General features: G+C 64.9%; 23 protein-coding genes. 6 read left to right on the top strand and 17 right to left on the bottom strand.

The window, feature by feature from the left end:
* Window positions 1-232: 232 nt before the first annotated feature.
* From J7I92_RS20545 to J7I92_RS20530, 4 genes are all read left to right on the top strand, one after another.
* A complete protein-coding gene (locus J7I92_RS20545) occupies window positions 233-1,549 on the top strand; it encodes a peptidoglycan DD-metalloendopeptidase family protein (protein ID WP_311380451.1) in 1,317 nt (438 codons plus the stop codon).
* Window positions 1,550-1,662: 113 nt separating this feature from the next.
* Entirely contained in the window at window positions 1,663-2,148 is a 486-nt protein-coding gene (locus J7I92_RS20540) for a glutathione peroxidase (RefSeq protein ID WP_311380450.1), read from the top strand.
* Between the two features lie 237 nt (window positions 2,149-2,385).
* Window positions 2,386-3,597, top strand: a complete 1,212-nt coding sequence (gene fdhA, locus J7I92_RS20535; RefSeq protein WP_214843505.1) for a formaldehyde dehydrogenase, glutathione-independent — start codon at window positions 2,386-2,388, stop codon at window positions 3,595-3,597.
* Between the two features lie 202 nt (window positions 3,598-3,799).
* Window positions 3,800-4,747 (top strand): phosphodiesterase, encoded by a 948-nt coding sequence (locus J7I92_RS20530; RefSeq protein WP_214843504.1) that lies wholly within the window; start codon window positions 3,800-3,802, stop codon window positions 4,745-4,747.
* A 21-nt stretch (window positions 4,748-4,768) separates the two neighbouring features.
* Here J7I92_RS20530 and J7I92_RS20525 read toward each other — a convergent pair whose 3' ends face one another.
* Window positions 4,769-6,406: a stealth family protein gene (locus tag J7I92_RS20525; protein WP_214843503.1), complete on the bottom strand. Its 1,638-nt coding sequence runs from the start codon at window positions 6,404-6,406 to the stop codon at window positions 4,769-4,771.
* 35 nt (window positions 6,407-6,441) lie between these two features.
* Window positions 6,442-7,356 (bottom strand): hypothetical protein, encoded by a 915-nt coding sequence (locus J7I92_RS20520; RefSeq protein ID WP_214843502.1) that lies wholly within the window; start codon window positions 7,354-7,356, stop codon window positions 6,442-6,444.
* Between the two features lie 149 nt (window positions 7,357-7,505).
* Between J7I92_RS20520 and J7I92_RS20515 the strand changes: the two genes are divergently transcribed.
* Together J7I92_RS20515 and J7I92_RS20510 are read left to right on the top strand one after the other, a co-directional pair.
* On the top strand, window positions 7,506-7,805 hold the full coding sequence (locus J7I92_RS20515; RefSeq protein ID WP_028272925.1) for a type II toxin-antitoxin system VapB family antitoxin: 300 nt from the start codon (window positions 7,506-7,508) through the stop codon (window positions 7,803-7,805).
* Window positions 7,798-8,466 carry a LytR C-terminal domain-containing protein gene (locus J7I92_RS20510; protein WP_214843501.1) on the top strand — a complete coding sequence of 223 codons (669 nt, stop codon included), beginning with the start codon at window positions 7,798-7,800 and terminating at the stop codon, window positions 8,464-8,466. The genes J7I92_RS20515 and J7I92_RS20510 overlap by 8 nt, the downstream gene beginning before the upstream one ends.
* A gap of 38 nt (window positions 8,467-8,504) precedes the next feature.
* On the opposite strand, the gene J7I92_RS20505 is transcribed toward J7I92_RS20510, so the two are convergent.
* The 15 genes from J7I92_RS20505 to J7I92_RS20435 all read right to left on the bottom strand — a co-directional run bounded on the left by J7I92_RS20505 (window position 8,505) and on the right by J7I92_RS20435 (window position 21,587).
* A complete protein-coding gene (locus tag J7I92_RS20505) occupies window positions 8,505-9,128 on the bottom strand; it encodes a TetR/AcrR family transcriptional regulator (protein WP_214843500.1) in 624 nt (207 codons plus the stop codon).
* 121 nt (window positions 9,129-9,249) lie between these two features.
* The gene (locus J7I92_RS20500; protein ID WP_214843499.1) at window positions 9,250-9,966 is read right to left on the bottom strand and encodes a DsbA family oxidoreductase; all 717 of its coding nucleotides are present in this window, start codon (window positions 9,964-9,966) and stop codon (window positions 9,250-9,252) included.
* A 101-nt stretch (window positions 9,967-10,067) separates the two neighbouring features.
* Window positions 10,068-10,625, bottom strand: a complete 558-nt coding sequence (locus tag J7I92_RS20495; protein ID WP_214843497.1) for a GNAT family N-acetyltransferase — start codon at window positions 10,623-10,625, stop codon at window positions 10,068-10,070.
* A 15-nt stretch (window positions 10,626-10,640) separates the two neighbouring features.
* Complete coding sequence (locus J7I92_RS20490) at window positions 10,641-11,123, bottom strand: heme-degrading domain-containing protein (RefSeq protein ID WP_214843495.1); 483 nt, start codon at window positions 11,121-11,123, stop codon at window positions 10,641-10,643.
* Entirely contained in the window at window positions 11,116-12,153 is a 1,038-nt protein-coding gene (locus tag J7I92_RS20485; protein WP_214843493.1) for a Gfo/Idh/MocA family protein, read from the bottom strand. The genes J7I92_RS20490 and J7I92_RS20485 overlap by 8 nt, the downstream gene beginning before the upstream one ends.
* A 31-nt stretch (window positions 12,154-12,184) precedes the next feature.
* A complete protein-coding gene (locus J7I92_RS20480) occupies window positions 12,185-13,105 on the bottom strand; it encodes a biopolymer transporter Tol (RefSeq protein WP_214843491.1) in 921 nt (306 codons plus the stop codon).
* A gap of 22 nt (window positions 13,106-13,127) precedes the next feature.
* Complete coding sequence (locus J7I92_RS20475) at window positions 13,128-13,433, bottom strand: family 16 glycoside hydrolase (RefSeq protein WP_214843489.1); 306 nt, start codon at window positions 13,431-13,433, stop codon at window positions 13,128-13,130.
* Between the two features lies 1 nt (window position 13,434).
* On the bottom strand, window positions 13,435-13,830 hold the full coding sequence (locus J7I92_RS20470) for a family 16 glycoside hydrolase (protein WP_214843487.1): 396 nt from the start codon (window positions 13,828-13,830) through the stop codon (window positions 13,435-13,437).
* 404 nt (window positions 13,831-14,234) lie between these two features.
* Window positions 14,235-15,236: a sugar phosphate isomerase/epimerase gene (locus J7I92_RS20465; RefSeq protein ID WP_214843485.1), complete on the bottom strand. Its 1,002-nt coding sequence runs from the start codon at window positions 15,234-15,236 to the stop codon at window positions 14,235-14,237.
* 1 nt (window position 15,237) lies between these two features.
* The gene (locus J7I92_RS20460; protein WP_214843483.1) at window positions 15,238-16,440 is read right to left on the bottom strand and encodes a Gfo/Idh/MocA family protein; all 1,203 of its coding nucleotides are present in this window, start codon (window positions 16,438-16,440) and stop codon (window positions 15,238-15,240) included.
* A gap of 10 nt (window positions 16,441-16,450) precedes the next feature.
* Complete coding sequence (locus J7I92_RS20455) at window positions 16,451-17,581, bottom strand: Gfo/Idh/MocA family protein (RefSeq protein ID WP_214843481.1); 1,131 nt, start codon at window positions 17,579-17,581, stop codon at window positions 16,451-16,453.
* On the bottom strand, window positions 17,578-18,327 hold the full coding sequence (locus tag J7I92_RS20450) for a sugar phosphate isomerase/epimerase (RefSeq protein ID WP_214843479.1): 750 nt from the start codon (window positions 18,325-18,327) through the stop codon (window positions 17,578-17,580). Before J7I92_RS20450 ends, J7I92_RS20455 begins: the two co-directional genes overlap by 4 nt.
* 50 nt (window positions 18,328-18,377) lie before the next feature.
* Window positions 18,378-19,271: a carbohydrate ABC transporter permease gene (locus J7I92_RS20445; protein WP_214843477.1), complete on the bottom strand. Its 894-nt coding sequence runs from the start codon at window positions 19,269-19,271 to the stop codon at window positions 18,378-18,380.
* Entirely contained in the window at window positions 19,271-20,245 is a 975-nt protein-coding gene (locus tag J7I92_RS20440; protein ID WP_214843475.1) for a carbohydrate ABC transporter permease, read from the bottom strand. The genes J7I92_RS20445 and J7I92_RS20440 overlap by 1 nt, the downstream gene beginning before the upstream one ends.
* Window positions 20,246-20,255: 10 nt before the next feature.
* Window positions 20,256-21,587, bottom strand: a complete 1,332-nt coding sequence (locus tag J7I92_RS20435) for an extracellular solute-binding protein (protein ID WP_214843474.1) — start codon at window positions 21,585-21,587, stop codon at window positions 20,256-20,258.
* Between the last annotated feature and the right edge of the window lie 67 nt (window positions 21,588-21,654).

Genomic DNA, 21,654 nt, shown 5'->3' with positions numbered 1-21,654 from the left:
AACGGCGGAACCACGGGGATTACGGGGATGGGAACAGGGGTGGGGGTTCACAGGGGCAGCGGGGCTGTGGTCCCATAGGAGACGTAAGTCCGTCGAGATTGGGGTCTGGCGGGCCTATCGCAGGAGTCAGTACGTGGGAAATCACTGGGGATATGGACACCAAGAACATCCCGGCCGGCCTTGTCTGGTTGCTGCCCGGATACTTGGCGTCTGCGCCGTTTCAACGCTTGGCGTGATCGCGTTTGGCCTCGAGGGGCCCGCATCACCACCGACGGCTGTGGTTGCTCCGGCCGCGGTTGCCCCGGCCTTCCAACAGCCTGCCCTGGGCGGCCCGGGCATTGCCCCCTTTTGGCCCAGCGCCTTTATGAAGCCGCTGGGCATGGCGCCTGAGGGCATAGCAGCGAACCCCAATGCGCTGCTCTCCTTCAGCCGCAGTGACGTCCGGACAACGTCCAAGAGCGGGAAGCACGAACTGAACGTTGCCTCCCATGAATTGAGGCGGCCCCCCGCCGGCTCGCTGATGGCGCCCCTGGAATTCCTGACCGAAACGTCCGGCTTCGGGCTCCGGGTCAGCCCCCTGACCGGCACGGCAGGGGAATTTCACTGGGGCCAGGACTTCGCGGCATCGTGCGGCACGCGGGTCTACGCGGCCGACGCCGGCGTGGTCAGGGCCGTTGGCTGGCACCCCTGGGGCGGCGGCAACCGTGTGGAGATCGACCATGGCAACGGGCTGATCACCACGTACAACCACCTCGAGGGGATAGCAGTCAAGAAGGGCGAGTCCGTCCAGGTGGGTGAGGTCATTGCGAAGGTGGGCACCACCGGGTCTTCCACGGGATGCCACCTGCATTTCGAAACGATCCTCAACGGCGCCCACGTGAACCCGCATGACTGGAAGTTCCTGCCGACCAAGCAGGTTGATGAGTTGGGGAACATCGAGATGGTCAGTTACGTCCCCGGCGGCAATGCCCCGGCGGGCGATCCCACCTGGGCTATTCCGGTGTCCGCAGACAACTCGCATAGTGTGTCGGGCGGAGACACGGAAGGCCCCGTAACCGGGACGCCCTCCGCGACCGGCACGCCGTCGTCGTCCGTCCCCCCGACTCCGACGGTTACTGCAACTCCGACGACCCCGGGAGGCAGGCCGTCGCCGACTGGCACCGCCCCAGGCGGCACGCCTTCGCCGACGCCGAGCGAAACCCCGTCGCCGACCGCCCCGACGCCGAGCGAATCCCCGTCGCCGACCGCCCCGACGCCGTCGGAGACGGCAACGCCGAGCGAAACCCCGACAGCGAGCGAAACCCCCACGCCGAGCGAAACCCCGACGCCGAGCGAAACCCCGACACCAACCGAAACCCCCACGCCGTCGGCAACTGCCAGCGCCGTACCTCCGGCGGAACCAACAGAGGAGCCCACCACGGATCCTGCCCCCGAACCTACATTTACGGCTACGGCCGAACCGACCGGGACGCCGGAGCCCACGGAAGTTCCCGAACCGACCGGGACGCCGGAGCCCGCTCCGACGGAGAGCGCCGAGCCCACTCCCTGACACCGACGCCCTGGAACGCGGTGCCGGCTACCAAATCCACACGGGCACCAACCCATACGTTTGGCCGTTGTGAACGAATAGCAGCCATGACCAATTTCTTAGGGAAGCCCTCCGTGAATTCACTCCACTCCATTCCGCTGACCCTCAACGACGGCACGGAAACCGATTTTGGCCGCTTCAAAGGAAGCGTGGTGATGGTGGTCAACGTGGCCTCCCAGTGCGGCTTCACGCCGCAGTACGCCGGCCTCGAATTGCTCTACGGCAAGTTCCGGGACCAGGGATTCGAGATCCTGGGCGTCCCCTGCAACCAGTTCGCCGGGCAGGAACCGGGCAGCGACGAAGAAATCGCCGAATTCTGCGAGCGCAACTTCGGGGTGTCATTCGCGCTGACTGCAAAGGCCGACGTTCGCGGCAAGAACCAGCATCCGCTCTACGCCGAGCTCACCGGCTTCAGGAACGGACTGCTCCCCGGCCTCGTGAAGTGGAACTTTGAAAAGTTCCTGGTAAACCGCGACGGCGTCGTGGTTGCCCGCTTTGCCCCGACGGTGGAGCCGGAGTCACCCGAGGTCATCGCAGCCGTCGAAGACGCCCTCGTTTAAGTCCGCTTCCGGGCGGCGCAGCGCCAGCGGTCATAGGGCCTAACGGCCCCTACCCGCAAGCATGCTTGCAGTCCTAGACTGGCGGCATCCTCCCATCAACCCCGGCACCGCCACCGGCCCGAAGGCCGCAGCACGGCGGGCCGGTGCGGCCGGTCATGCCTGCCGGGGAGGGTGGATCAAAACTTCGTGAATCATGCCGGACACATTGTTCGTGCTTGTGGAAACAGGAGGAAAGAGATGACAGGGAACAAAGCCGTTGCCTACAAGGGGCCGGGCAAAGTCGAACTGATCGACATTGACTACCCGACTTTCGAACTCAAGGACGGGCCGGGCGTCAACCCCGCCAATGTGGGCCGCACAGTGCGTCACGGCGTAATCCTCAAAACCGTCGCCACCAACATCTGCGGCTCCGACCAGCACATGGTTCGTGGCCGAACCACGGCTCCGCCTGACCTCGTGCTGGGTCACGAGATCACCGGCGAGGTGGTGGAAGTGGGACCGGACGTCGAATTCATCAAGGTGGGGGACGTCTGCTCCGTTCCGTTCAACATCGCATGCGGCCGCTGCCGGAACTGCAAGGAACGCAAGACCGGCATCTGTCTGAACGTGAATCCCGACCGGCCGGGAAGCGCCTACGGCTACGTGGATATGGGCGGCTGGGTGGGCGGCCAGGCCAACTACGTCCTGGTGCCCTACGCGGATTGGAACCTGCTGAAGTTCCCGGACAAGGACCAGGCCATGGAGAAGATCCTCGATCTGGCCATGCTTTCGGACATCTTCCCCACGGGCTTCCACGGCGCGGTCACCTCCGGGGTTGGAGTAGGCTCCACCGTCTACATTGCGGGTGCGGGACCTGTTGGACTGGCTGCGGCAACCAGCGCCCACCTGCTTGGTGCCGCGGCAGTGATCGTTGGCGACTTGAACGAGCAGCGGCTCGCACAGGCCCGCAGCTTCGGCTGCGAGACTGTCGACCTCACCAAGGGCGGTCCGGCCGAGCAGATCGAGCAGATCCTAGGTGTCCCGGAAGTGGACTGCGGTGTTGACGCCGTCGGTTTTGAGGCCCGCGGTCACGGTGCCGGAGCGCAGGAGGCTCCGGCCACGGTGCTCAACTCGCTGATGGAAATTACGGCGGCCGGCGGTGCTTTGGGCGTTCCGGGCCTCTACGTCACCGGCGACCCGGGCGGTGTGGATGAGGCGGCCAAGAAGGGTTCACTCTCGATCAGCCTGGGAACGGGCTGGGCCAAGTCGCTGAGCTTCACCACCGGGCAGTGTCCTGTGATGAAGTACAACCGCCAGCTGATGATGGCGATCCTGCACGACAAGGTCCACATTGCGAAGAACGTCAACGCCAAGGCGATCAGCCTGGAAGACGCGCCCACGGGCTACGCCGAATTCGATGCAGGTGCAGCAACAAAGTACGTCCTTAACCCGAACGGCTACCTGAGCTAGCAGCAGAAGCACGCTGGAGCCCTGCCCGCCGTAACACGTCCCTCGGGAACGCCGGGCAGGGCCTCCGCTGCAAGGTCATTTCACGCAGGATTTTTCAACTTGGCCGCAAAAGTTTGTACAAAGTTGGCCTAATGTCTGGTTGGATAGAACGTACTGAGAGGGACACCGGAGGCGCCGCTTCCGACCAACCACGAAGGCAGTAATGGAGCACATCGAGGCCGAACACCCCCGGCCACGTCATTTTCTACTCCACCTGAGCGACCCCCACCTGTTGGGAGGTCCGGATCATCTCTATGGCGCAGTCGACAGCGAAGCCCGCCTCAGGCAATTGTTTGAGGAAGTTAAGGCCTCAGGTGCGCGTCCGGAAGCTGTGATATTCACCGGCGACCTGGCTGACAAAGGCGAACCGCAGGCCTATAAAAAGCTGCGGGCCATCGTGGAGCCCGCTTGCAAGGCTATGAACGCGCAGGTCATCTGGGCCATAGGAAACCACGACGACCGTGAGAACTTCCGCACCGGCCTGCTGGACCAGTCCGGCGACGCTTCCCCGGTTGACCACAGCTACTTCATCAACGGGCTTCGGGTGATCACCCTGGACACCTCCGTACCGGGATATCACCATGGCGAACTCAGCGAAGCCCAGCTGAAGTGGCTTGCTGCGGAGCTGGAGACGCCCGCGCCGGACGGTACCATCCTGGCGCTGCACCACCCGCCGGTGCCGTCCGTGCTGGACCTGGCGGTGCTGGTGGAGCTGCGCGGACAGGCGGCGCTGGCCGCCGTCGTACGTAATTCGGACGTACGCACCATCCTGGCCGGTCACCTGCATTACTCCACCACCGCCAGCTTTGCCGGTATCCCCGTGTCGGTGGCCTCGGCCACTTGTTACACCCAGGACCTGAATGTCCCAGTGGGCGGTACCCGGCCCCGCGACGGCGGCCAGGCGTTCAACCTTGTCCACGTGTATGAGCACACCATCGTGCACTCCGTGGTTCCCCTCGGCAGCGCCCCGCAGGTGGGCGAGTCCGTCACCGCAGCGGAAACCCAGCGGCGGCTGGCTGCCGCCGGCATCCGCATCCCGCGGCAGGCGAAAACACAAGGACATCCCCCCACCGAAAGCATCCCCATGATCAGAGTGGGCAGCGGAGGCTGACGCAGCGGAGGCTGAGGCGCCCTACTTCTCCCAGGGCGCCTTGATGGGGTAGTACTTCTCCAGGAAGTCGGTGACCAGCCGAGCGCGTTCGTCGGCTTCAACTTCCGGGAAGCTGCCGTCGTTCAGGCAGAAGAAGTCCATGTTGCGCTTGGACAGGAGCTTGGGCAGGTAATTGAGGCCTGCCCGGACGGTGGTGTCCACGTACTTCACCTTCGCGGCCGTCTGGGTCACCGCACGCCCGGTCAGCAGGGCGTAATAGTGGTAGAAGGAGTTCGTCACGGAGATGTTGTCCGCAGCCCGGAAGCGGCTGGCTGCGGTCTTGGCGAATTCCTGCGGGAACTCCTGCTCCATGGTGGCGGCAACGCTGCGCCGCAGGGGAGCCGCCGTGTGCTCGAGGTGACGGGTGGTGATCCGGCCGAACCGGTTCCACAACAGCTTCCGGTTCACCCTCGCCGCGTTCTCGAACCCGCTGCGTTCCGCATCGTTATCGCCCAGCCCGATGCGGGTTTCCGCCTCAATGAACTTGGTGATGCCGCCCGGGGTAAAGAACATGTCAGGTCCCACGGCACGGCCGAAGAACATGTCGTCGTTGGAGTACAGGAAGTGCTCCGAGAGCCCCTCGATGTGGTGCAGCTGGCACTCCACGGCCTGCGAATTGTGCGTGGGGAGCACTGACGGGTCCGCGAAGAACTCCTCGCTGCGGACAATGGTCACAGCCGGGTGGTCGGCCAGCCACTCGGGCGCCGGGGAGTCCGTGGCGATGAAGATGCGCCGCACCCAGGGGGCGAACATGTACACGGAGCGCAGGGCGTACTTCAGCTCGTTGATCTGGCGGAAGCGGGCTTCGTGGTCATCGCCTTCGCCTACTACGACGCCGGCCATCTGCGCGCGCCGCGCGGCGACGTACTCCGGGGAGCTGCCGTCGACCCACGAAAACACCATGTCGATGTCGAAGCTGATGTCGCTGGCGTGGTCGGCGAACATGTTCTCGATGGTGGGCCAGGTGTGGCCGTAGCGCTCCACGGTGCCGCGCACGGCGTCGGTGCTGAGCATGGTCCGGCGGGTGAGGGAGTTCTCGATCGGCAGGATCAGCTGGTTGCCTTCGAAGCTCCACAGCTCGATCTGCACACCGGCCGACGAACCGAATTCGAAACCGCCGTCGGGCTCCACCCGTGGACGGTACAGCCGGAAAATCCGGGCTTGGCTGCTGGGGGAGAGCTCACCGTCGGCAACCAGGACGGAGGACTTCTTCTTGGCGTCCACGGTCATGGAGTAGACGGGCTCATTCCGGCACGCCTCCACCAGTGCGGCCTTGAGCTTTTTCCGGTCCTTCCAGTCCAGCGCAATGACGGGCCGGTGGTTATTGCCGCGCACCAGCAGGTAGTCCAGGCCGGCGTTCGCCAGGACGTTGCGGATGAAAAGCAGGTCCTCCACCATGGCCTGGTACGGCGTCCGGGTGTCATTGATCAGCGCATAACGCCCCCGGTGGCGGACTACGTCCGGGCGGTGTTTTAGTCGCGCGACAGCTGCCGGCGACGTTACCTCGGCGTGGCTCCTGCCCTCGTCGGAGGCCTGACCGCCGTAGTAGATCTCATCCTGAACCAGTGCGTCTGTAATGGTGATTCTCCGAGCTGTTGTTTGGAGGGGTCCTACGTGCATGATATCCCGGGTAAAAAAGCTGGACTAATCCGGACTTAGCCGGCCAGGGCCTCACGCCAGCTGCGCAGGAACGCCCCGCCTGCGTCGTCGTGGATCACGTCTTCAGCGAACCCCAGATCGGCGGCCGTCAGCACCGTGTACGGCTTGGCGGGAACCCCGTCGGCTGGGCGGACGTCCACGTGTTTCACTTCGTGGTCGTTGTGGTGCAGCCAGTCGGCCATGGCGTAGTCGGTGCGTGAATCACCCACCGTCCGCCAGGCCTGCGGGGTGATGCCCCGGGCCGCGAGCAGCTCCACCGCACGGCTGGCACCCAGATCCTTGCCGAGGCGCACGGATTCAATGTCCGTGGAGATGATCGTGGGATCCACGCGGTAGTCGATCTGGTCATCCGAATCGGGGGCGTGGTGGTCCAGCCGGACCACACCCAGGCCGTGGCGGGCCATCAGTTCCATGGCGTCGGCATCAAACAGCGTCTGTTCGTCGAGGTAGTCCCGGCTCGGCACGTCGATGTGCTGTTCCACCGACACCATGGCCCGCTTGGTTTCGTCGTAGAACATGTGGGTCGCGTAGTCCTCGGAGACCAGCCGGCGGACGTCATCGCCGTAGGCCCGGGGGACGGCGAGGCTGTGGTCCACGTGCACGGGGCCGGGACCGGCAGCCGTGTAACTGAACCAGACGGCACCCTTTTCACAGATGGCGTGGATCATTGTTCCGGCGGGCATGCCGGCCGCGATCATCGGTTCCATCACCTGTTCCCGGATGAAGGCATCCGATCGGCCCGTGTTGAAAATGACGGGAATCCCGGCGGTGGCCAGCGCCACCATGTCCGCAATGATGTCCGGCTTGACGTTGCGGGTGACAGGACTCGCCACCGGGCCATCGACGTCGAGTAGGAGGGCAAGGGGAGGGGCCGACGGCGCTGCGGCAGCGGGGTTCTCGGGTGCAGTCATGGCTCCATTCTCTCAGTCCGGGCAGGCCCGGCGCAGAATGTTGCCTGCGCGGAGCCGGTGGTGAATGAATGGTCACTGTTTGGCTACAACCTTGGCAGGGACGGGGGTCGTTCGTTCCCATGCAAGGGCAACTTCCATAGGCTGGCATGGTGATATTCAAAGCTGTGGGCGAGGGTCGCCCTTACCCCGACCATGGTTACAACACGCCCAAGGAGTGGGCCGCGCTTCCGCCGCGCCCGGTCCGGCTGGACGAGCTGGTGACTACCAAGCGCACCCTCGATCTTGAGGCGCTCCTCGCCGAGGACTCCACGTTCTTCGGCGATCTTTTTCCCCACGTTGTGCAATACCGGGGGACCCTGTACCTCGAGGACGGCCTGCATCGTGCCGTCCGGACCGCGCTGCACCAGCGAACAGCCATCCACGCCCGCGTGCTGGTGATAGATGGCTAAGAAACCAGATGACTCCGACATCCTGCACGGACACCGCGTAGTTACCGGACCCGAACTAAGGAACACGTTCGTTGAGCGTGACGACGCCGCGGACGACCCGGACCGCCGTCGCCGGCGGATCCTGCACGGCGTGGTGCTGGTTCTGCTGGTGGGGCTGATCGTCACCGCGATCGTGGTTGCGCTGGCAATCATGAACGGCCAGATCAAGATCCCGACGGCGGAGCGGAGCCACCGCGCTGCGGCGTCTGCGTGCCCGGCGTCCACATTTGATTACACGCCCAATGACAAAGTCAGCCTGAGGGTCTTCAATGCCACCAACAGGCCGGGGCTTGCCCGTACCGTGGCTGACCAGTTCCTCGCCAGGAAATTTGCCGTGACGGAAGTGGGCAATACGCAGTCCGGCTACCGGGGCGTGGCTACCGTGATCTCCGGGGCAGCGGGCCAGGCAGCCGCCTTCACTGTCCAGCGCAACCTTCCCAAATCGGACTACTTCCAGGACGGACGTTCAGACGGCAGCGTTGACGTCCTTCTGACGAATGAATTCAAGGAACTCACGGCGCCGGAGCTGGTGGACCAGACGCCCGGGAAGCTCAGCTGCCCGCGCGACAGCCGCCGGATCGTGGACAGCTCCAAGTGGCCGGTGATGCCCAAGTCGGGTTGAGCTCGCGGGGCAGGGCCCTTGCGGGGCAGGTGGCCCGACTAGGGCTGGCCCAGCGTGACGGGCCGGCCGCCGTCGTCGAACCGTGCCCCGGCACCCAACTGGATGAACCGGACGGTGCGGAGCACCGCTTCGGGAGTGCCGTCGCCGCGGGCGGCGCTGGAGGACAGCGTGCCGTGGATGAGCTGGGCCAGCTGCCCGATGTCCGCAGGCGGGAGGTAGCCCTGCGCCATGGCGTCGCGAAGGATGTCCTGCAGGAGGACGCTTAGTTCGCCCACGTGGTCCGCGAGCTTGGAGAACGAGGCCGGGGAGAGTACGGCAGCCATGGCCGGTCCCGGCGGGAGGTGGCGGCGGCTCAGGTCCTCCACCTGGGTGCGGACGTACAGTGCCAGGCGTTCCACCGGGTTCTCCAGGGACTGCAAGGACTCACGGAGCCCGCCGAGGAAGCGCTCCGTTTCGTCCAGGGCGTAGGCGATCAGCAGCTCTTCGATGTCCGCATAGTAGTTGTAGACGGCGGTGCGTCCGATGCCGGCGTGGCGCGCGACGTCCGTCATGGTGAGCCCGGGCAGGCCGTGGGTGAAGAGGAGCTCGCCGAAGCCGGTCAGGATGCGGCGTTGGGTCTCGGCTCGTTGGGCAGCATTCGTGGCGGCCGAAATCCTAGGCATACAGACACTTTACAGTGATCTGTCAGCAAACCTATTTCGAGTTTTTGTCCAGATAACGGGAGCTCGAGGACGTTTTCGCCCCGTTATCTGGACAAAAACTCCCACCGGCGGTTGAGCTGAGTCATACGGCGCAGCCGTCGGGGCCGCACGCTTCGGCGCCGCCTTCGGTGCCGGGGGCCGGGGCGCCGGCCATCACCAGGGGCTGCTTCTCCTGCCACGCCTGGTTGAGTGCCTGGGTAAACATCGCCGACGGCTGGGCTCCGGAGAGTCCGTACTTGCGGTCGATCACGAAGAACGGCACGCCGCTGATCCCCAAGGCCCGGCCCTCCTCGAAGTCGAACCGCACGTCATCGGCGTACTTGTCGGTGGTGAACAGCTCGTCCAGCTCGCCGGCGTCGATCCCCAGATCCTGTCCCAGGGCCGTGAGGTACTCCCGGCTGCCGATGTCCTTGCCGTGCTCAAAGTGGTCGCTGAGCAGGCGCTCCTTGGCAGCGTCCTGCTTGCCGTGGGCTGCGGCCAGGTGGATCAGCCGGTGGGCCGTGAAACTGTTGGCAACCACGACGGCGTCGAACCGGTAGTTGAGGCCTTCACCCTTCGCCTGTTCGGCCACATGTTCAAACATCTGCGAGACCTGCGCCGGCGCCATGCCCTTGCGGGTGCTGAGGTACTCAAGCTCGGTGCCGTCGTAGTGCTCGGGCAGGGTAGGGTCGAGCTGGTAGCTGCGCCACTGCACCTCCACGGAAGCACGGTGCGGGAATTCAGCCAGGGCAGCTTCGAAACGGCGCTTGCCGATGTAGCACCAGGGGCACGCGACGTCGGACCAGATCTCAATCTTCATGCTGGCAACAACCCCGCGCCCGCAGCATGCATTCCCGGCAGGGATGTCAGGTTGCTCACTCAGGGGCCGGGCGCGCGGGCGGGGCTTGCCGCGGCCGGGCCTTAAGTGTCCGTTCGCGCTTCGGCGCCGGTCAGCTCCCGTTCCATCACGAAGTCGTGTTCGACCGTGCTTCCGAGCGTGAAGGACTTGGTGCCGACCGTCCGGAAGCCCGACTTCTCATAGAAGCGGATGGCCTTCGCGTTCTGGCTGTTGACGCCCAGCCAGATTCCCGCCGCGCCCGTGCTGGCTGCCTGGGCCAGTGAATCGCGCATGAGCCGGGAGGCAGCACCTTTTCCATGGTGGCCGGGGTGTACGTAGCACTTGCTCAGTTCCGTGGAGGGAAGGGCCGAGAGGACGGCGGCGACGTCGGGGTCGGCCGCCGGTGCGGCAATCAGCATGGTGTATCCGTTCAGCCGCCCGCCGTCGTCGAGCACCAAAATGGTGATACGCGGGTGGGTGAGGTACTCAGCGAAGTTTGCTTCGCTCAGCGTCCGCGCGAGATGGGCCTTGATGTCCTCCGGCGAGGAGCCCGGAGGACAGGCCAGCGGGAAGGTGACAACGGCGAGCTCGGCCAGCTTCCCGGCGTCGTCGGCGGTTGCGGTGCGGATCGTCTCGGTCACGTGCACACCATACTCCTAGCCTGCGGCGGCCTTGAGGTACTTCCTGATGGCCTCGACCACCAGTCTATGGTCGTCGTCGGAGGAAAGCCCGGATACCGTGACGACTGCGACGACGCCCGAGTTCCGTACCCGGACGGGGAAGGAGCCGCCGGCCAGCGTGTAGTCCTCCGGAGCCAGCCATCCGCCCTGCATCGGGTCGAAGTCCTTGGTAGTGAACTCTTCGCTTAGGAGGGCAGTGCTGTGTTCAAAGCGCAGCGTAGTTGCCGATTTGCGGCGGATCCATTCCTCCTGGTCTGCGGTTGCTCCGGGCAGGACGCAGCGGAAGAGAACCAGGTTGTGCCGACGGATATCAATGGCCACCCCATGGCCCTCGGCAATGGCATGGTTGGCGATGAGCGAGCCGAGGCGCCAGGCGTCGTGGTGGTCAAACTGGGGGAAGACCAGCTCTTGCTCGTGCTCCCGCAGTTCGGCGATGCGGGGCGGGACGGATTCAGGCACGGGTGCTCCGCTCCGAGGTGGCGGCGTCCGCTTCGTAGCTGAGGCCGATCTGGTGGCGCACCTCGTCCATCGCGGCCATGATGGCTACGCTCTCGCCCGGCGGAAGAATGGTGCCCGCGGTGAGGGCCTCGCTGACCAGCCGTTCCAGTTCCGCCGCCTGGTATTGCATCCCCCTGCTCTTAACGGGCTGGTCAAACCTCTCCAGGACGTTTCCGTGGGTGTCGAACACCGTGAAGGGCGTCGGGTTGTACCAAGTGGACTCGATGTCGATCCACCCCTCTGTCCCGATGACCACAGCGCGGTTTGGCCCGGCCGCATCCAGTTCACAGTCCAGGACGGCCTGCTGATCGTCTGCGTACCCGAAGATCGCCGCCGTCTGGCGGTCCACTCCCGTTGCTGTCATGGAGGCGCTGGCCCGGATGGTTTCCGGAGTGCCCAAGACGTCAAAGGCGAACGAGACTGGATAGACGCCGAGGTCCAGCAACGCACCGCCCCCCAAAGCAGGATCGTTCAGCCGGTGGGCGGGGTCCTTGGGGAGGTTCTGGTTGTGACTGGCGATGACCTTGCGGACCTGGCCGATGGTGCCCGCCTGGATGACCTCGCGCAGCCGGGCCATATGCGGCAGGAAACGGCTCCACATGGCCTCCAGCACCACAAGTCCCTTGGACTCGGCCAGGTCAACAATCTCCTGCGCTTCGCGGGCGTTGATGGTGAACGCCTTCTCCACCAGAACGTGCTTTCCGGCATTGAGGGCGAGGAGTGCGTTCGCATGATGGAAAGGGTGCGGTGTGGCGACGTAGACGACGTCGACGTCCGGATCGGCGACCAGTGCTTCGTAGTTGTCGTGGGCGGTGGAGACGCTGTATTTGTCACCGAACGCCTTGCTGGATTCGAGGGTGCGGGAGCCGACGGCCTGGACGGTGAATCCGTTCTCGATCAGGTCCTGTGCCTGCAGGCCCGCAATGAATCCCGTGCCGAGGATTCCCCAGCGGAGTTGTCCGTCTGAGATGCCGCTGTTGTGGTTGGTCACGCGTTTAGTCCTTAATCCCGTGGGCTGCTGATCAGTTGGTGTAGGGGTACGCCACGAAAGCGAACCGGGCGGAATCGGGGGACCAGCTGTTGACGTTGAGCGTTCCTTGGCCGCCGAAGAGTGGCCACGTGTGGAGGGGCGTGGTCCAGTCACCGGTGGAGACAACGACGACGTCGACCGGCAGGTTCTCGGGGTGGCCGACGGTTCCGGCGGGGAAGCGGATGTAGCTCGCGAAGCGCCCGTCGGGGGAGAGGTGGGGGAACCAGTCGACGGTTCCGCTCGCGACGAGCCGCTCGAATTCGCTTCCGTCGTCCCGCACGCGGGCAAGCTGGGCATGTCCCGGCGATGTCGTCAAGGACTCCGTGTTGAGGTAGATCCATTTTCCATCGGGCGAGTATTCGGGCCCGTCGCAGTGGCCGCTGCCCACGTCGATCGTTGCTGTCGGGCCGCCTTCTGACGGGACAGTCATGAGCCGGCCCGGCCGGGTGAAGTCGCCGGCCTCGATGCCCACGTATGCCAGCTCCTTGCCATCGGGACTGACGCCGTGAAGGAAGTGGAACGTTCCGTCGTCGTCGGTGATGCGTGTGGCCTGGCCGCCATTCAGTCCTGCACGGTAGATGTGGCCGTCGTTGGCCGACAGGAAGATGCCTGTGCCGTCGGGCGCGAGGACATGGTCATTGTTGAGGTCCGGGACTCCGGTGAGCGGCACCTCGGCCAATGACGGCACCTCGGCCAACGAGGCGGCGGGGAGGCCAAGCTGCCACAACTTTCCCGCGCCGTTGAGGACAAGCGCTTTGCCGTCGAGGGTCCAGTTGGGAGCCTCCAGGAGCAGGTCCTCGGTAGCGAAAACGAGTTCTTGTTCGCCGGTGACAGAGGCGATCCACACTTCGCAGCGCTGGCCTTGCCCGAGTTCCCGGGGCCTGATGGTTGTTTCCGGGGTGGTGTCCGGCATGAGTTGGCTTCCTTCTGTTGGCTTAAGGCCGGTTGTTGGTGGCAGGCGCGGTTTGCGGGAGTTCCTTGATCCGGATGTTGCGCCAGCGGCACTGTGCGCCTTTGCCCCACCGGGCTTCCCCGAACATGGCGTCGTTGTCGTGCACTTCGAGGGCGATGTGTCCGCGCTCGCCGAGCACTCCGAGGACTGCCTCGGGATCGTAGTTGGGAGACTGCAAAGTGGCCGCGTGGACCTCGGCGACCTTCAGTCCGTTGACCCAGGAGGTGATGACCGGCAAGGCCCCCACGCAGCGGACCCGCAGCTCGTTCCAGTCGTCCCAACGCCACACTTTAAGGAAAATCCTCGACGTCGGCGGCGTAGCTGAGGCGGGCACGCTTCTCTTCCGTGACAGGTTCCACGGACGTGGAGGAGTCATCGGCAATCAGCCCCACCGGCCGGCCGTCGGCGCCGAGTTCGACATCGACGGCGAAGGGCACGGCCGAGAAGCTGGCCAGCCCGTTGCCGAAGAAGCCGCCGATGCCGCCGGACGGTCGGTGGTCCACGAGTACCTGGAATCCTTCCCAGCTGTCCGGCCTGCGTCGAAGCATGACGCCGGTGTCCGGAGGCCAATCGGGGCGCATCTCCAGGACGAGTTCAAAGTCGCCATAGGACTGGTCGCTGACGAGGTGGCCGCCGTACCCGCTGCCGGGGGAGTCCTGTTCACCGACCGGGACGCCGTCTTCCACGACCAGCGCGCCGGGTGTTTCTCCGGTTCCACCGGGCGGGCCAGGCCCAGGCTGTCGAAGTGCTCCAGTACTGACGGCCCGCCCGGATAGACTTTGCCGTAGATCCTGGGCGCGGCATGCCAGCCGGCCAGGCTGGCGCCGTCGAACAGCGGAACGAAGCCGTTCCCGTCGTCATTGCTGTTGAGTGGAGCGCGCATCTGCGGGGTTCCTTTGTTTACTGTCCTCCGAGTTTTTGTCCAGACAACGTCGGCAAAAGGCACTTTTGCTCGCGTTATCTGGACAAAAACTCCTTGGGTTCCCCTCGATGGGGTGGGGCTGAGTCGTGAGTCGTGAGTCGTGGGCCGTGGGCCGTGGGCCGTGGGGGGCGGGGGGCCGTGGCGGTGGGGCGTTTCGCCGGGGTGGGGTCAGTCCTTGCTGCTGAAGGCGGCGTCGAAGCTGGTCTGCGAGGCCGGGAAGTCGAATTTCTTCAGGGCTGCGAGGGCTTCGGGGGCGCCGTGGAGGCGGTCCATGCCGGCATCCTCCCACTCGACGGAAATCGGCCCGGTGTAGCCGATCGCGGTCAGCGCGCGGAAGGATGATTCCCAGGGCACGTCGCCGCGCCCGGCGGAGACGAAGTCCCAGCCCCGGCGGGGATCGCCCCAGGCCAGGTGCGAGCCCATGACCGTGTTCCGGCCGGTGAACCGGAGCTTGGTGTCCTTGCAGTCCACGTGGTAGATCCGGTCCTTGAAGTCCCAGATGAACGAGACCGGGTCGATGCCCTGCCACATGAAGTGCGAGGGGTCCCAGTTCAGCCCGAACGCCGGACGGTGACCGATTGCCTCGAGGGTGCGGACGGTGGTCCAGTAGTCGTAGGCGATTTCGGACGGGTGGACTTCGTGGGCAAAGCGGACACCGCATTCGTCGAAGACATCCAGGATGGGGTTCCAGCGGTCGGCGAAGTCCTGGTAGCCGGCCTCGATGACCTTCTCCGGGACGGGCGGGAACATCGCGACGTACTGCCAGATGGAGGAGCCGGTGAACCCGACGACGGTGTCCACGCCGAGGGCTTTGGCGAGCCGGGCCGTGTGCTTCATTTCCTCTGCGGCGCGCTGCCGGACGCCTTCGGGGTCGCCGTCGCCCCAGACCTTGGCCCCGACGATCGCTTCGTGGCGGAAGTCGATCGGGTCATCGCAGACGGCCTGGCCCTTGAGGTGGTTGGAGATGGCCCAGACCTTCAGGTTGTACTTCTCCAGGACGGCGAGTTTGGACTCGACGTAGCCGGGTTCGTCCCAGCGCCAGGCGTCCAGGTGATCCCCGGAGACGGCGATTTCGAGGCCGTCGTAGCCCCAGCCGGAAGCAAGGCGCGCGACTTCCTCGAACGGGAGGTCGGCCCACTGGCCAGTGAACAGGGTGTACGGGCGGGGCATGTCAGGCTCCTTCGGTGATGGGGGCTGTGGTGAGCTGGATGATGGAGGACTTGGCATTCGCGGATTCTTCGACGGCGGCCAGGACCCGCTGTACGGCGAGTCCCTCCTCGAACGACGGCGACGGCGCGGTGCCGCCGCCGATCGCCAGCAGGAAGTCCCGGATTTCGTGCGTGAACGTGTGTTCCCAGCCGATCACGTGGCCCTGCGGCCACCAGGCGTCCATGTACGGGTGCTCGGGCTCGTTGACCAAAATGCGCCGGAAGCCCTGTTCCCGGACGGGGACGGTTGCGTCCAGGAAACCGAGTTCGCTGAGGTTTTCAAGGTCGAACAGCAGGGAACCCTTGTCCCCGTAGATCTCCAGCCGGAGGGAGTTTTTCCGTCCGGTGGCCATGCGTGAAACCTCCACGGAGGCGATAGTTCCGGAGTCCAGTGTCAGCGTGGCCCAGGCGGCGTCGTCGACCGTTACATCTTCCGGGCCGTCCGCCCCGGGGCGGCTGGTCACGAAGGTGTGCAGCCGGCCGGAGACTTCGGTGACCGTTCCGCCGAGGAGGAACAGGACCTGGTCGATCGCGTGCGAGGCGATGTCGCCGAGCGCGCCGGACCCGGCCGTCTCCTTGTTCAGCCGCCACGTCATGGGTGATTCCGGGTCGGTGAGCCAGTCCTGCAGGTAGGCGGCGCGGACATGCCGGACCGTTCCGAGCCTTCCCTCCGCGATCAGTTCCTTCGCGAGGGCCAGGGCCGGGACACGCCGGTAGTTGAAGCCGATCATGGACTGCACGCCGCGTTCGCGTGCCGTTGCGGCGGCTTCGGTCATGGCTTCGGCCTCGGCCAGAGTGTTTGCCAGTGGCTTCTCGACCAGGACGTGTTTGCCTGCCTCGAGCGCGGCGATGGCGATCTCGGCGTGCATCCAGCCCGGGGCGCAGATATCCACGATATGGATGTCGTCCCGCTCCAGAACGGAGCGCCAGTCGGTCGCGGACTCGGCCCAGCCGTACTTTTCGGCAGCGGCCGCGACCTGCCCGGCGTCCCTGCCCACGAGCACCTTCTGCTCGAAGGCCGGGACATCGAAGTAGGACGCGACGTTCCGCCAGGCGTTCGAATGGGCCTTGCCCATGAACGCGTAGCCGATCATCGCCACGCCCAGTGTCCCGGGTACCGATGGCGTCTCCGGGGTGGTGCCGTCCGTGCTTTCGGGGGAGTTCATTTCGTGATTCCTAGAGGGTGGAAGCGGTGGGGTCCCAGTCCTCGGGGAGGGCTGGGGATGCGGTGGCGGAGCTTTCGACGTTGACGAAGGTGCCGGATTCCACGGATTCGGAGATCGAGACCATGGTGTCCAACACGTGGTAGGCGAGGTTGCCCGTGGCGCGGTGCGGAACGCCGGCCCGGAGGGAGCGGGCCATGTCCAGCACGCCCATGCCGCGGCCGTTGGACGGTCCGGTGGCCGGAACCACCGTCCAGTCTTCGTCCCCTGCCCGCCACAGCCTGACGTCGCCGTCGAAGTAGTTGGGGTCCGGGAGGGAAATGGTTGCCTCCGTGCCGGTGATCTCCACGAAACCCATCCGCTGCCGCGGCGACTCGAACGAGAAGACGCTGTGCGAGGACTGTCCGTCTTCGAACTGTGCCATGGCGCTGACGTGGGTGGGGACCTCGACGGTGAACTCTTCGCCGAGCTTGGGGCCGGATCCGATGACACGGACCTCCTTGGCCTTGGAACCGATGGCCGCGACTTTCCGGACGGAGCCGAAGGTCTGGACCAGCGCAGTGAGGTAGTAGGGTCCCATGTCGAACAGGGGTCCGGCACCGTGCTGGAAGAGGAATGCCGGGTTCGGGTGCCAGGACTCCGGGCCGGGGGTCTGGAACGTGGTCATGGCAGTCAGCGGCGTGCCAATGTCGCCCCGCTCGATCAGCCGCCGGGCGGTCTGCAGGCCGGCGCCGAGGAACGTGTCCGGAGCGCATCCGAGCCGGATCCCGGCCGCGTCGGCCGTCTTCAGAAGGCCCAACCCGGATTCGCGGTCCAGCGAGAACGGCTTTTCCGTCCAGACGTGCTTGCCGGCGTTGACGGCTGCCGTAGCCACTTCCACGTGCGCGGCCGGGATGGTGAGGTTGACGACGATTTCGACGTCGGGATGGTTCAGCGCCTTGTCCACTCCGCCCCACTCCGGGATGCCGTATTCCTTGGCCCGGGCGGCGGCCGCGTCCTCGAACAGGTCCGCGATGACATGGACCTTCAGGTCCGGGAAGACCGTGAGGTTGTCCAAGTACTGTTTGCTGATGTTGCCTGCGCCGATGACGGCTACGCCCACCGGGCCACGGCGGGAAGACTGCGCTGCTGCAGGGATGCTCACGCGTTTGCTCCTTCGGCTGCGTTGTTTTTGAGGAAAGTCAGGCTCTCTGCGATGCCTTCGAAGATGTCGCCAGAGTAGTCGTCGAATTCCACCACGCCGACTTCCAGGGACTTCGCAGCGGCAATGACGTCCAGGACCGGGACCTTGCCCTGCCCGGCGGGCTGCTGCGCCTTGGTGTCCGTGTTGAGCGGGCCGTCCTTGATGTGGATGAGCTTCACCCGGTCTCCGAGTTTTGTCAGGATGTCCACGGGGTCCTGGCCGCCGACGGCAACCCAGTAGGTGTCCACTTCGAGGACCAGTTCGGGGTCCAGGAGGTCGGCGAAGTACTCCAGTGCCGTGCGGCCTTCAATGGTGGACTCCAGTTCCCAGGCGTGGTTGTGGTAGCCGACGCGGATGCCGTACTCGGCACCCTTCTTGGCTGCTTCGTTCAGCTTGGCGGCAGTGTCCTGGATGGTCTTGGCGTCCTGCCAGTGCTCGGCCGGCAGGTAGGGATCGATCACGGTGGTGATGCCCAGTTCCTTGGCGGCAGCGAAGATTTCGTCCTGGTCCTGGCTGAGGAGGGGAGCATGGCCGGAAGGTGCGGTGAGGCCGTTCTCCTTCAGCGCGGCGCCGAGTTCCTTGGCCGTGGCCACGAAGTTGTAGGGCTCAACCTGGGTGAAGCCGATCTCCGCTACCTTCCCGATGGTGCCGGGCAGGTCCTCCTGGATGGCATTGCGCAGGGTGTAGAGCTGGAGTGAGTAAGACATTTCGTTCCTTTGCGGGAGTATTTGGTTCGAAAATTTGGTTGAAGGGCCGGTTAGCGGCCCGCGAGGGATCCGCCGATGCCGCCGACGCTGAAGTATTTGTTCAGGGTGGCGAACACGATGATGGGCGGGAGCATCATCACGACGGCGAGGGCCATGACACCGGACCAGTCGGTGTTGTTCTGTTGGAAGAAGGACTGGACGCCCATGGGCAGGGTGAAGATCTCATTCGAGCGCAGGAACACGATCGCTACGAGGTAGTCGTTCCAGGCCAGCAGGAAGGCGAAGATCGCGGTGGACAGGATGCCGGGCAGGGAGTTACGCAGGACCACCTTGGTGAAGGACCCGAAGACGGAGCAGCCGTCGATCCAGGAGGCTTCCTCGAGGCTGACCGGTATCGAGTCGAAGTAGGCGGCCATCATCCACGTGGCCACCGTCATGGTGGAGCCGACGTAGATGATGGTCAGGCCGAGGAGGTTGTCCACGAGTCCCATGGCGGCGAACAGGATGAACAGCGGGACGACGGAGGTGATGATGGGCAGGGACTGCATAACGAACAGCAGCAGGGAGTAGCCCGATACTGCCTTGCTGCGTCCGCGGGAGAGGACGTAGCCGGCCGGTGCTGCAACAGCCACGGAGACGGCCACGGTGCTCAACGTGGTGATGAGGCTGTTCTGCAGCCAGGTGCCGGCCAGCGTCTTGGAGAAGACGTTGGTGATGTTCTCGAAGGTCAGCCCGGTGGCGGTGCTGTTGGGCGCCGGGGTGAGGGCCAGGACGACGGTGACGAGGATGGGCACCAGGACGATCGCGGTGATGGCGAGGATGGCCGTGAAGCGCCACCATTTACCGCGGTGCCCTGCTTCGGAGAGGACGCGGCGGGGTTTCCCGGTTTCGGCGACTCCGAGGGTTGGGCCGGATTCGGGGTGGGCGTGGAGTACTGCGCTCATTATTCGACGCTCGACTTTCGGATCTGGCGGTACAGGAGAACAGACACGACCACGAGGGTGAGGGTCATGAGGAAGGCGATGGCGACGCCGGGGCCGGTGGCGAAGTCCTGGAAGACCGTTCGGTATGCCAGGACCACCAGGGAAGTGGTCGCGTCGACCGGGCCGCCGCCGGTGAGCAGATAAATGGTGGGGAAGTCGTTGACGCAGAAGATCGTCATGAGGATCCAGGAGATGTACGTGGACCGGGCGATCAGCGGCAGGGTGATCTGGGAGAACTGCTGGAAGCGGGTGGCGCCGTCCATGCTGGCGGCTTCGTAGACGGTGGTGTCCACGGAGGCCAGCGCCGCCGAAATCATCATCATCATGAACGGGAAGCTGACCCAGACCTTGAACACCATCACAGTGACCGCGGCGAGGGAGGGGTCGGCCAGGAACAGCGGGGTGCCCAGGCCAAGGTTGCGGAACAAGGACGGGATGAGGCTGTCCGGGGTGGCCACGAGCCAGTTCCACGCGGTGGAGGAAACCACGATCGGCACCACCCACGGCAGGAGCAGCAGGACCTTGAAGGTGCCGCCGGCGGGAATTTTGGTGCGCAGCAGCAGGGCCAGTCCGAGTCCGACGAGCCAGGACCCGAAGACGCCGACGATGGTGAACCACAGGGTGAACTGCGCGGCCTTCCAGAACGCAGGCGAGGACAGGACTGCGGCGAAGTTCTCCGCGCCGACGAAGTTGCCGGTTTGGATCAGGTTGCCGTCGTGGGTGGCCTGGATGCCTGCTTGAAAGAGCGGGTAACCGTGGATCAGTACCAGCAGGACGACCGAGGGGAGCAGGAGCCAGAAGAACGTCCTGCTCGCCTGCGCCGAGAGCTTGCTCTTACGGTTGGGGTTGTTGTTGCTGGGGCCGGCCCCGGGCCCGCCGGGAGCAAGGCCCCGGCGGGCCCGTGCCAGGCCGGACTGTGCGGTAGTGGACGACATGACGGGTCGCCTACTTCTTGATGGTGGACTTGAGCCCGGACTCGAAGGCCTGGAGGGCGGACTTGGCGTCGGTCTTCCCCGTGAGGATGGTCTGGGTGAACTGGTTCAGGGCCTGGCCGCCGTCGAGGACAGCGAGGTCGGCACTTAGCGTGGTGCCCTGTGAAGCAAAAGTCTTGCCGATCGGCTGGTATTCCTTCACGATCTTGACGTTATTGGGGTCGCTGGTGAATTCGGGAAGTTCCGTGATGGACTTGAACACCGGAAGCGCGTTCATCAGCTTCTGCTTCCACAGTTCCTTCAGCTGGCCCAGGTAGTAGACCAGGAACGCTTCGGAGGCCTCCTGCGAGGGAGTGTTCGTGTACATCATGATGTTGTTCGGGAAAATCAGGGCGGCCTTGTCGCCGTGGGGTCCGGCCATCGGGCTGGCCACCACGATGTCGCCGGAAGTGTCGCCCACCCGCTCGGGAACGCCCAGGGTCAACATGCCGAAGGCCGCCTTGCCGTCCTTCCACTGTGCGTTGAGGTTGTCAGTGGTGTAGCTGACGGCTGCGGGGTCGACAACACCGTTGGAGACCAGTTCCAGCATGAACTCAATGGCCTCGACGTTGCGGTCATTCATCACGTCCAGCTCGCCGTCTTTAGTGAAGACGCCTCCGCCGTTGTTGATCATCATCATGATCATGAGGTGGTTGCCGATGTTGTTGCCGGCTCCGGCGCCCGTGGCGAAGCCGACTGCGCCGATGTCCTTTAGCTTTTTGCCGGCTTCGAGGAGGGAAGGCCAGTCGGTGGGAACGTCGACGCCGGCCTTCTCAAACAGGGACTTGCGGTACCAGAGGGGCCGGATATCAAGCTGCCACGGCACCGCCACATAACCCTTGTCCGTCTTGAACGGCTCCAGCACTCCCGGCAGGAAATCATCGAACTGCCCGTTTTCCTTGAGCTGGTCAATCACTTTGTCCGCGTAGGCGATCTGCCCCTGCTCCTCAAACTGGAATGCCTGGAAACCGCCACCCGTGGATACCGCCGGCCCGGTCTTGGACGCAACAGCCGAAGAGAACGTCTGGTAGAAGTTGTTCCACTGGATGAGCTGGTACGTGGCCTTGCTGTTGTTGGCTCCGGAGAAACCTTCCGCAATTTTCTTGGCGGCGTCGTTGTAGGCGGGGGTGGCCCACGGCATGTCCCAGAACTTGACCGTTCCACCCGCTCCGCCTCCGCCGCCTCCCTGTGAAGCGGAGCCGCCGCCGCAGGCGGCCAGGAGGGGAACGGAGGCCGCGGCGGCAGCGAATCCCAGGAACCCCCGCCGGGAGAAGGCGGAGGAAGCGATGGAAGGTTTGGTAGGCACGATGGTTTCCTTTCAGGGCCCGGAGTGACTGAATGCCCGGGCCCTTCTCGACAATGAGTGGATAGTG

The sequence above is a fragment of the Arthrobacter sp. ISL-72 genome (assembly GCF_018613755.1).
GTDB lineage: Bacteria > Actinomycetota > Actinomycetes > Actinomycetales > Micrococcaceae > Arthrobacter.
Note: the sequence above shows the minus strand (reverse complement) of the source record. Positions and strands in the feature narration are given on the sequence as shown.

What these genes read in the sequence shown, in the direction of transcription:
- J7I92_RS20530 (WP_214843504.1), top strand. Translation starts at nt 3,800, where the DNA reads ATGGAGCACATCGAGGCCGAACACCCCCGGCCACGTCATTTTCTACTC.
- J7I92_RS20465 (WP_214843485.1), bottom strand. Translation starts at nt 15,236, where the DNA reads ATGCCCCGCCCGTACACCCTGTTCACTGGCCAGTGGGCCGACCTCCCG.
- J7I92_RS20525 (WP_214843503.1), bottom strand. Translation starts at nt 6,406, where the DNA reads ATGCACGTAGGACCCCTCCAAACAACAGCTCGGAGAATCACCATTACA.
- J7I92_RS20480 (WP_214843491.1), bottom strand. Translation starts at nt 13,105, where the DNA reads ATGCCGGACACCACCCCGGAAACAACCATCAGGCCCCGGGAACTCGGG.
- J7I92_RS20520 (WP_214843502.1), bottom strand. Translation starts at nt 7,356, where the DNA reads ATGACTGCACCCGAGAACCCCGCTGCCGCAGCGCCGTCGGCCCCTCCC.
- J7I92_RS20460 (WP_214843483.1), bottom strand. Translation starts at nt 16,440, where the DNA reads ATGAACTCCCCCGAAAGCACGGACGGCACCACCCCGGAGACGCCATCG.
- J7I92_RS20510 (WP_214843501.1), top strand. Translation starts at nt 7,798, where the DNA reads ATGGCTAAGAAACCAGATGACTCCGACATCCTGCACGGACACCGCGTA.
- J7I92_RS20450 (WP_214843479.1), bottom strand. Translation starts at nt 18,327, where the DNA reads ATGTCTTACTCACTCCAGCTCTACACCCTGCGCAATGCCATCCAGGAG.
- J7I92_RS20505 (WP_214843500.1), bottom strand. Translation starts at nt 9,128, where the DNA reads ATGCCTAGGATTTCGGCCGCCACGAATGCTGCCCAACGAGCCGAGACC.
- J7I92_RS20500 (WP_214843499.1), bottom strand. Translation starts at nt 9,966, where the DNA reads ATGAAGATTGAGATCTGGTCCGACGTCGCGTGCCCCTGGTGCTACATC.
- fdhA (WP_214843505.1), top strand. Translation starts at nt 2,386, where the DNA reads ATGACAGGGAACAAAGCCGTTGCCTACAAGGGGCCGGGCAAAGTCGAA.
- J7I92_RS20440 (WP_214843475.1), bottom strand. Translation starts at nt 20,245, where the DNA reads ATGTCGTCCACTACCGCACAGTCCGGCCTGGCACGGGCCCGCCGGGGC.
- J7I92_RS20445 (WP_214843477.1), bottom strand. Translation starts at nt 19,271, where the DNA reads ATGAGCGCAGTACTCCACGCCCACCCCGAATCCGGCCCAACCCTCGGA.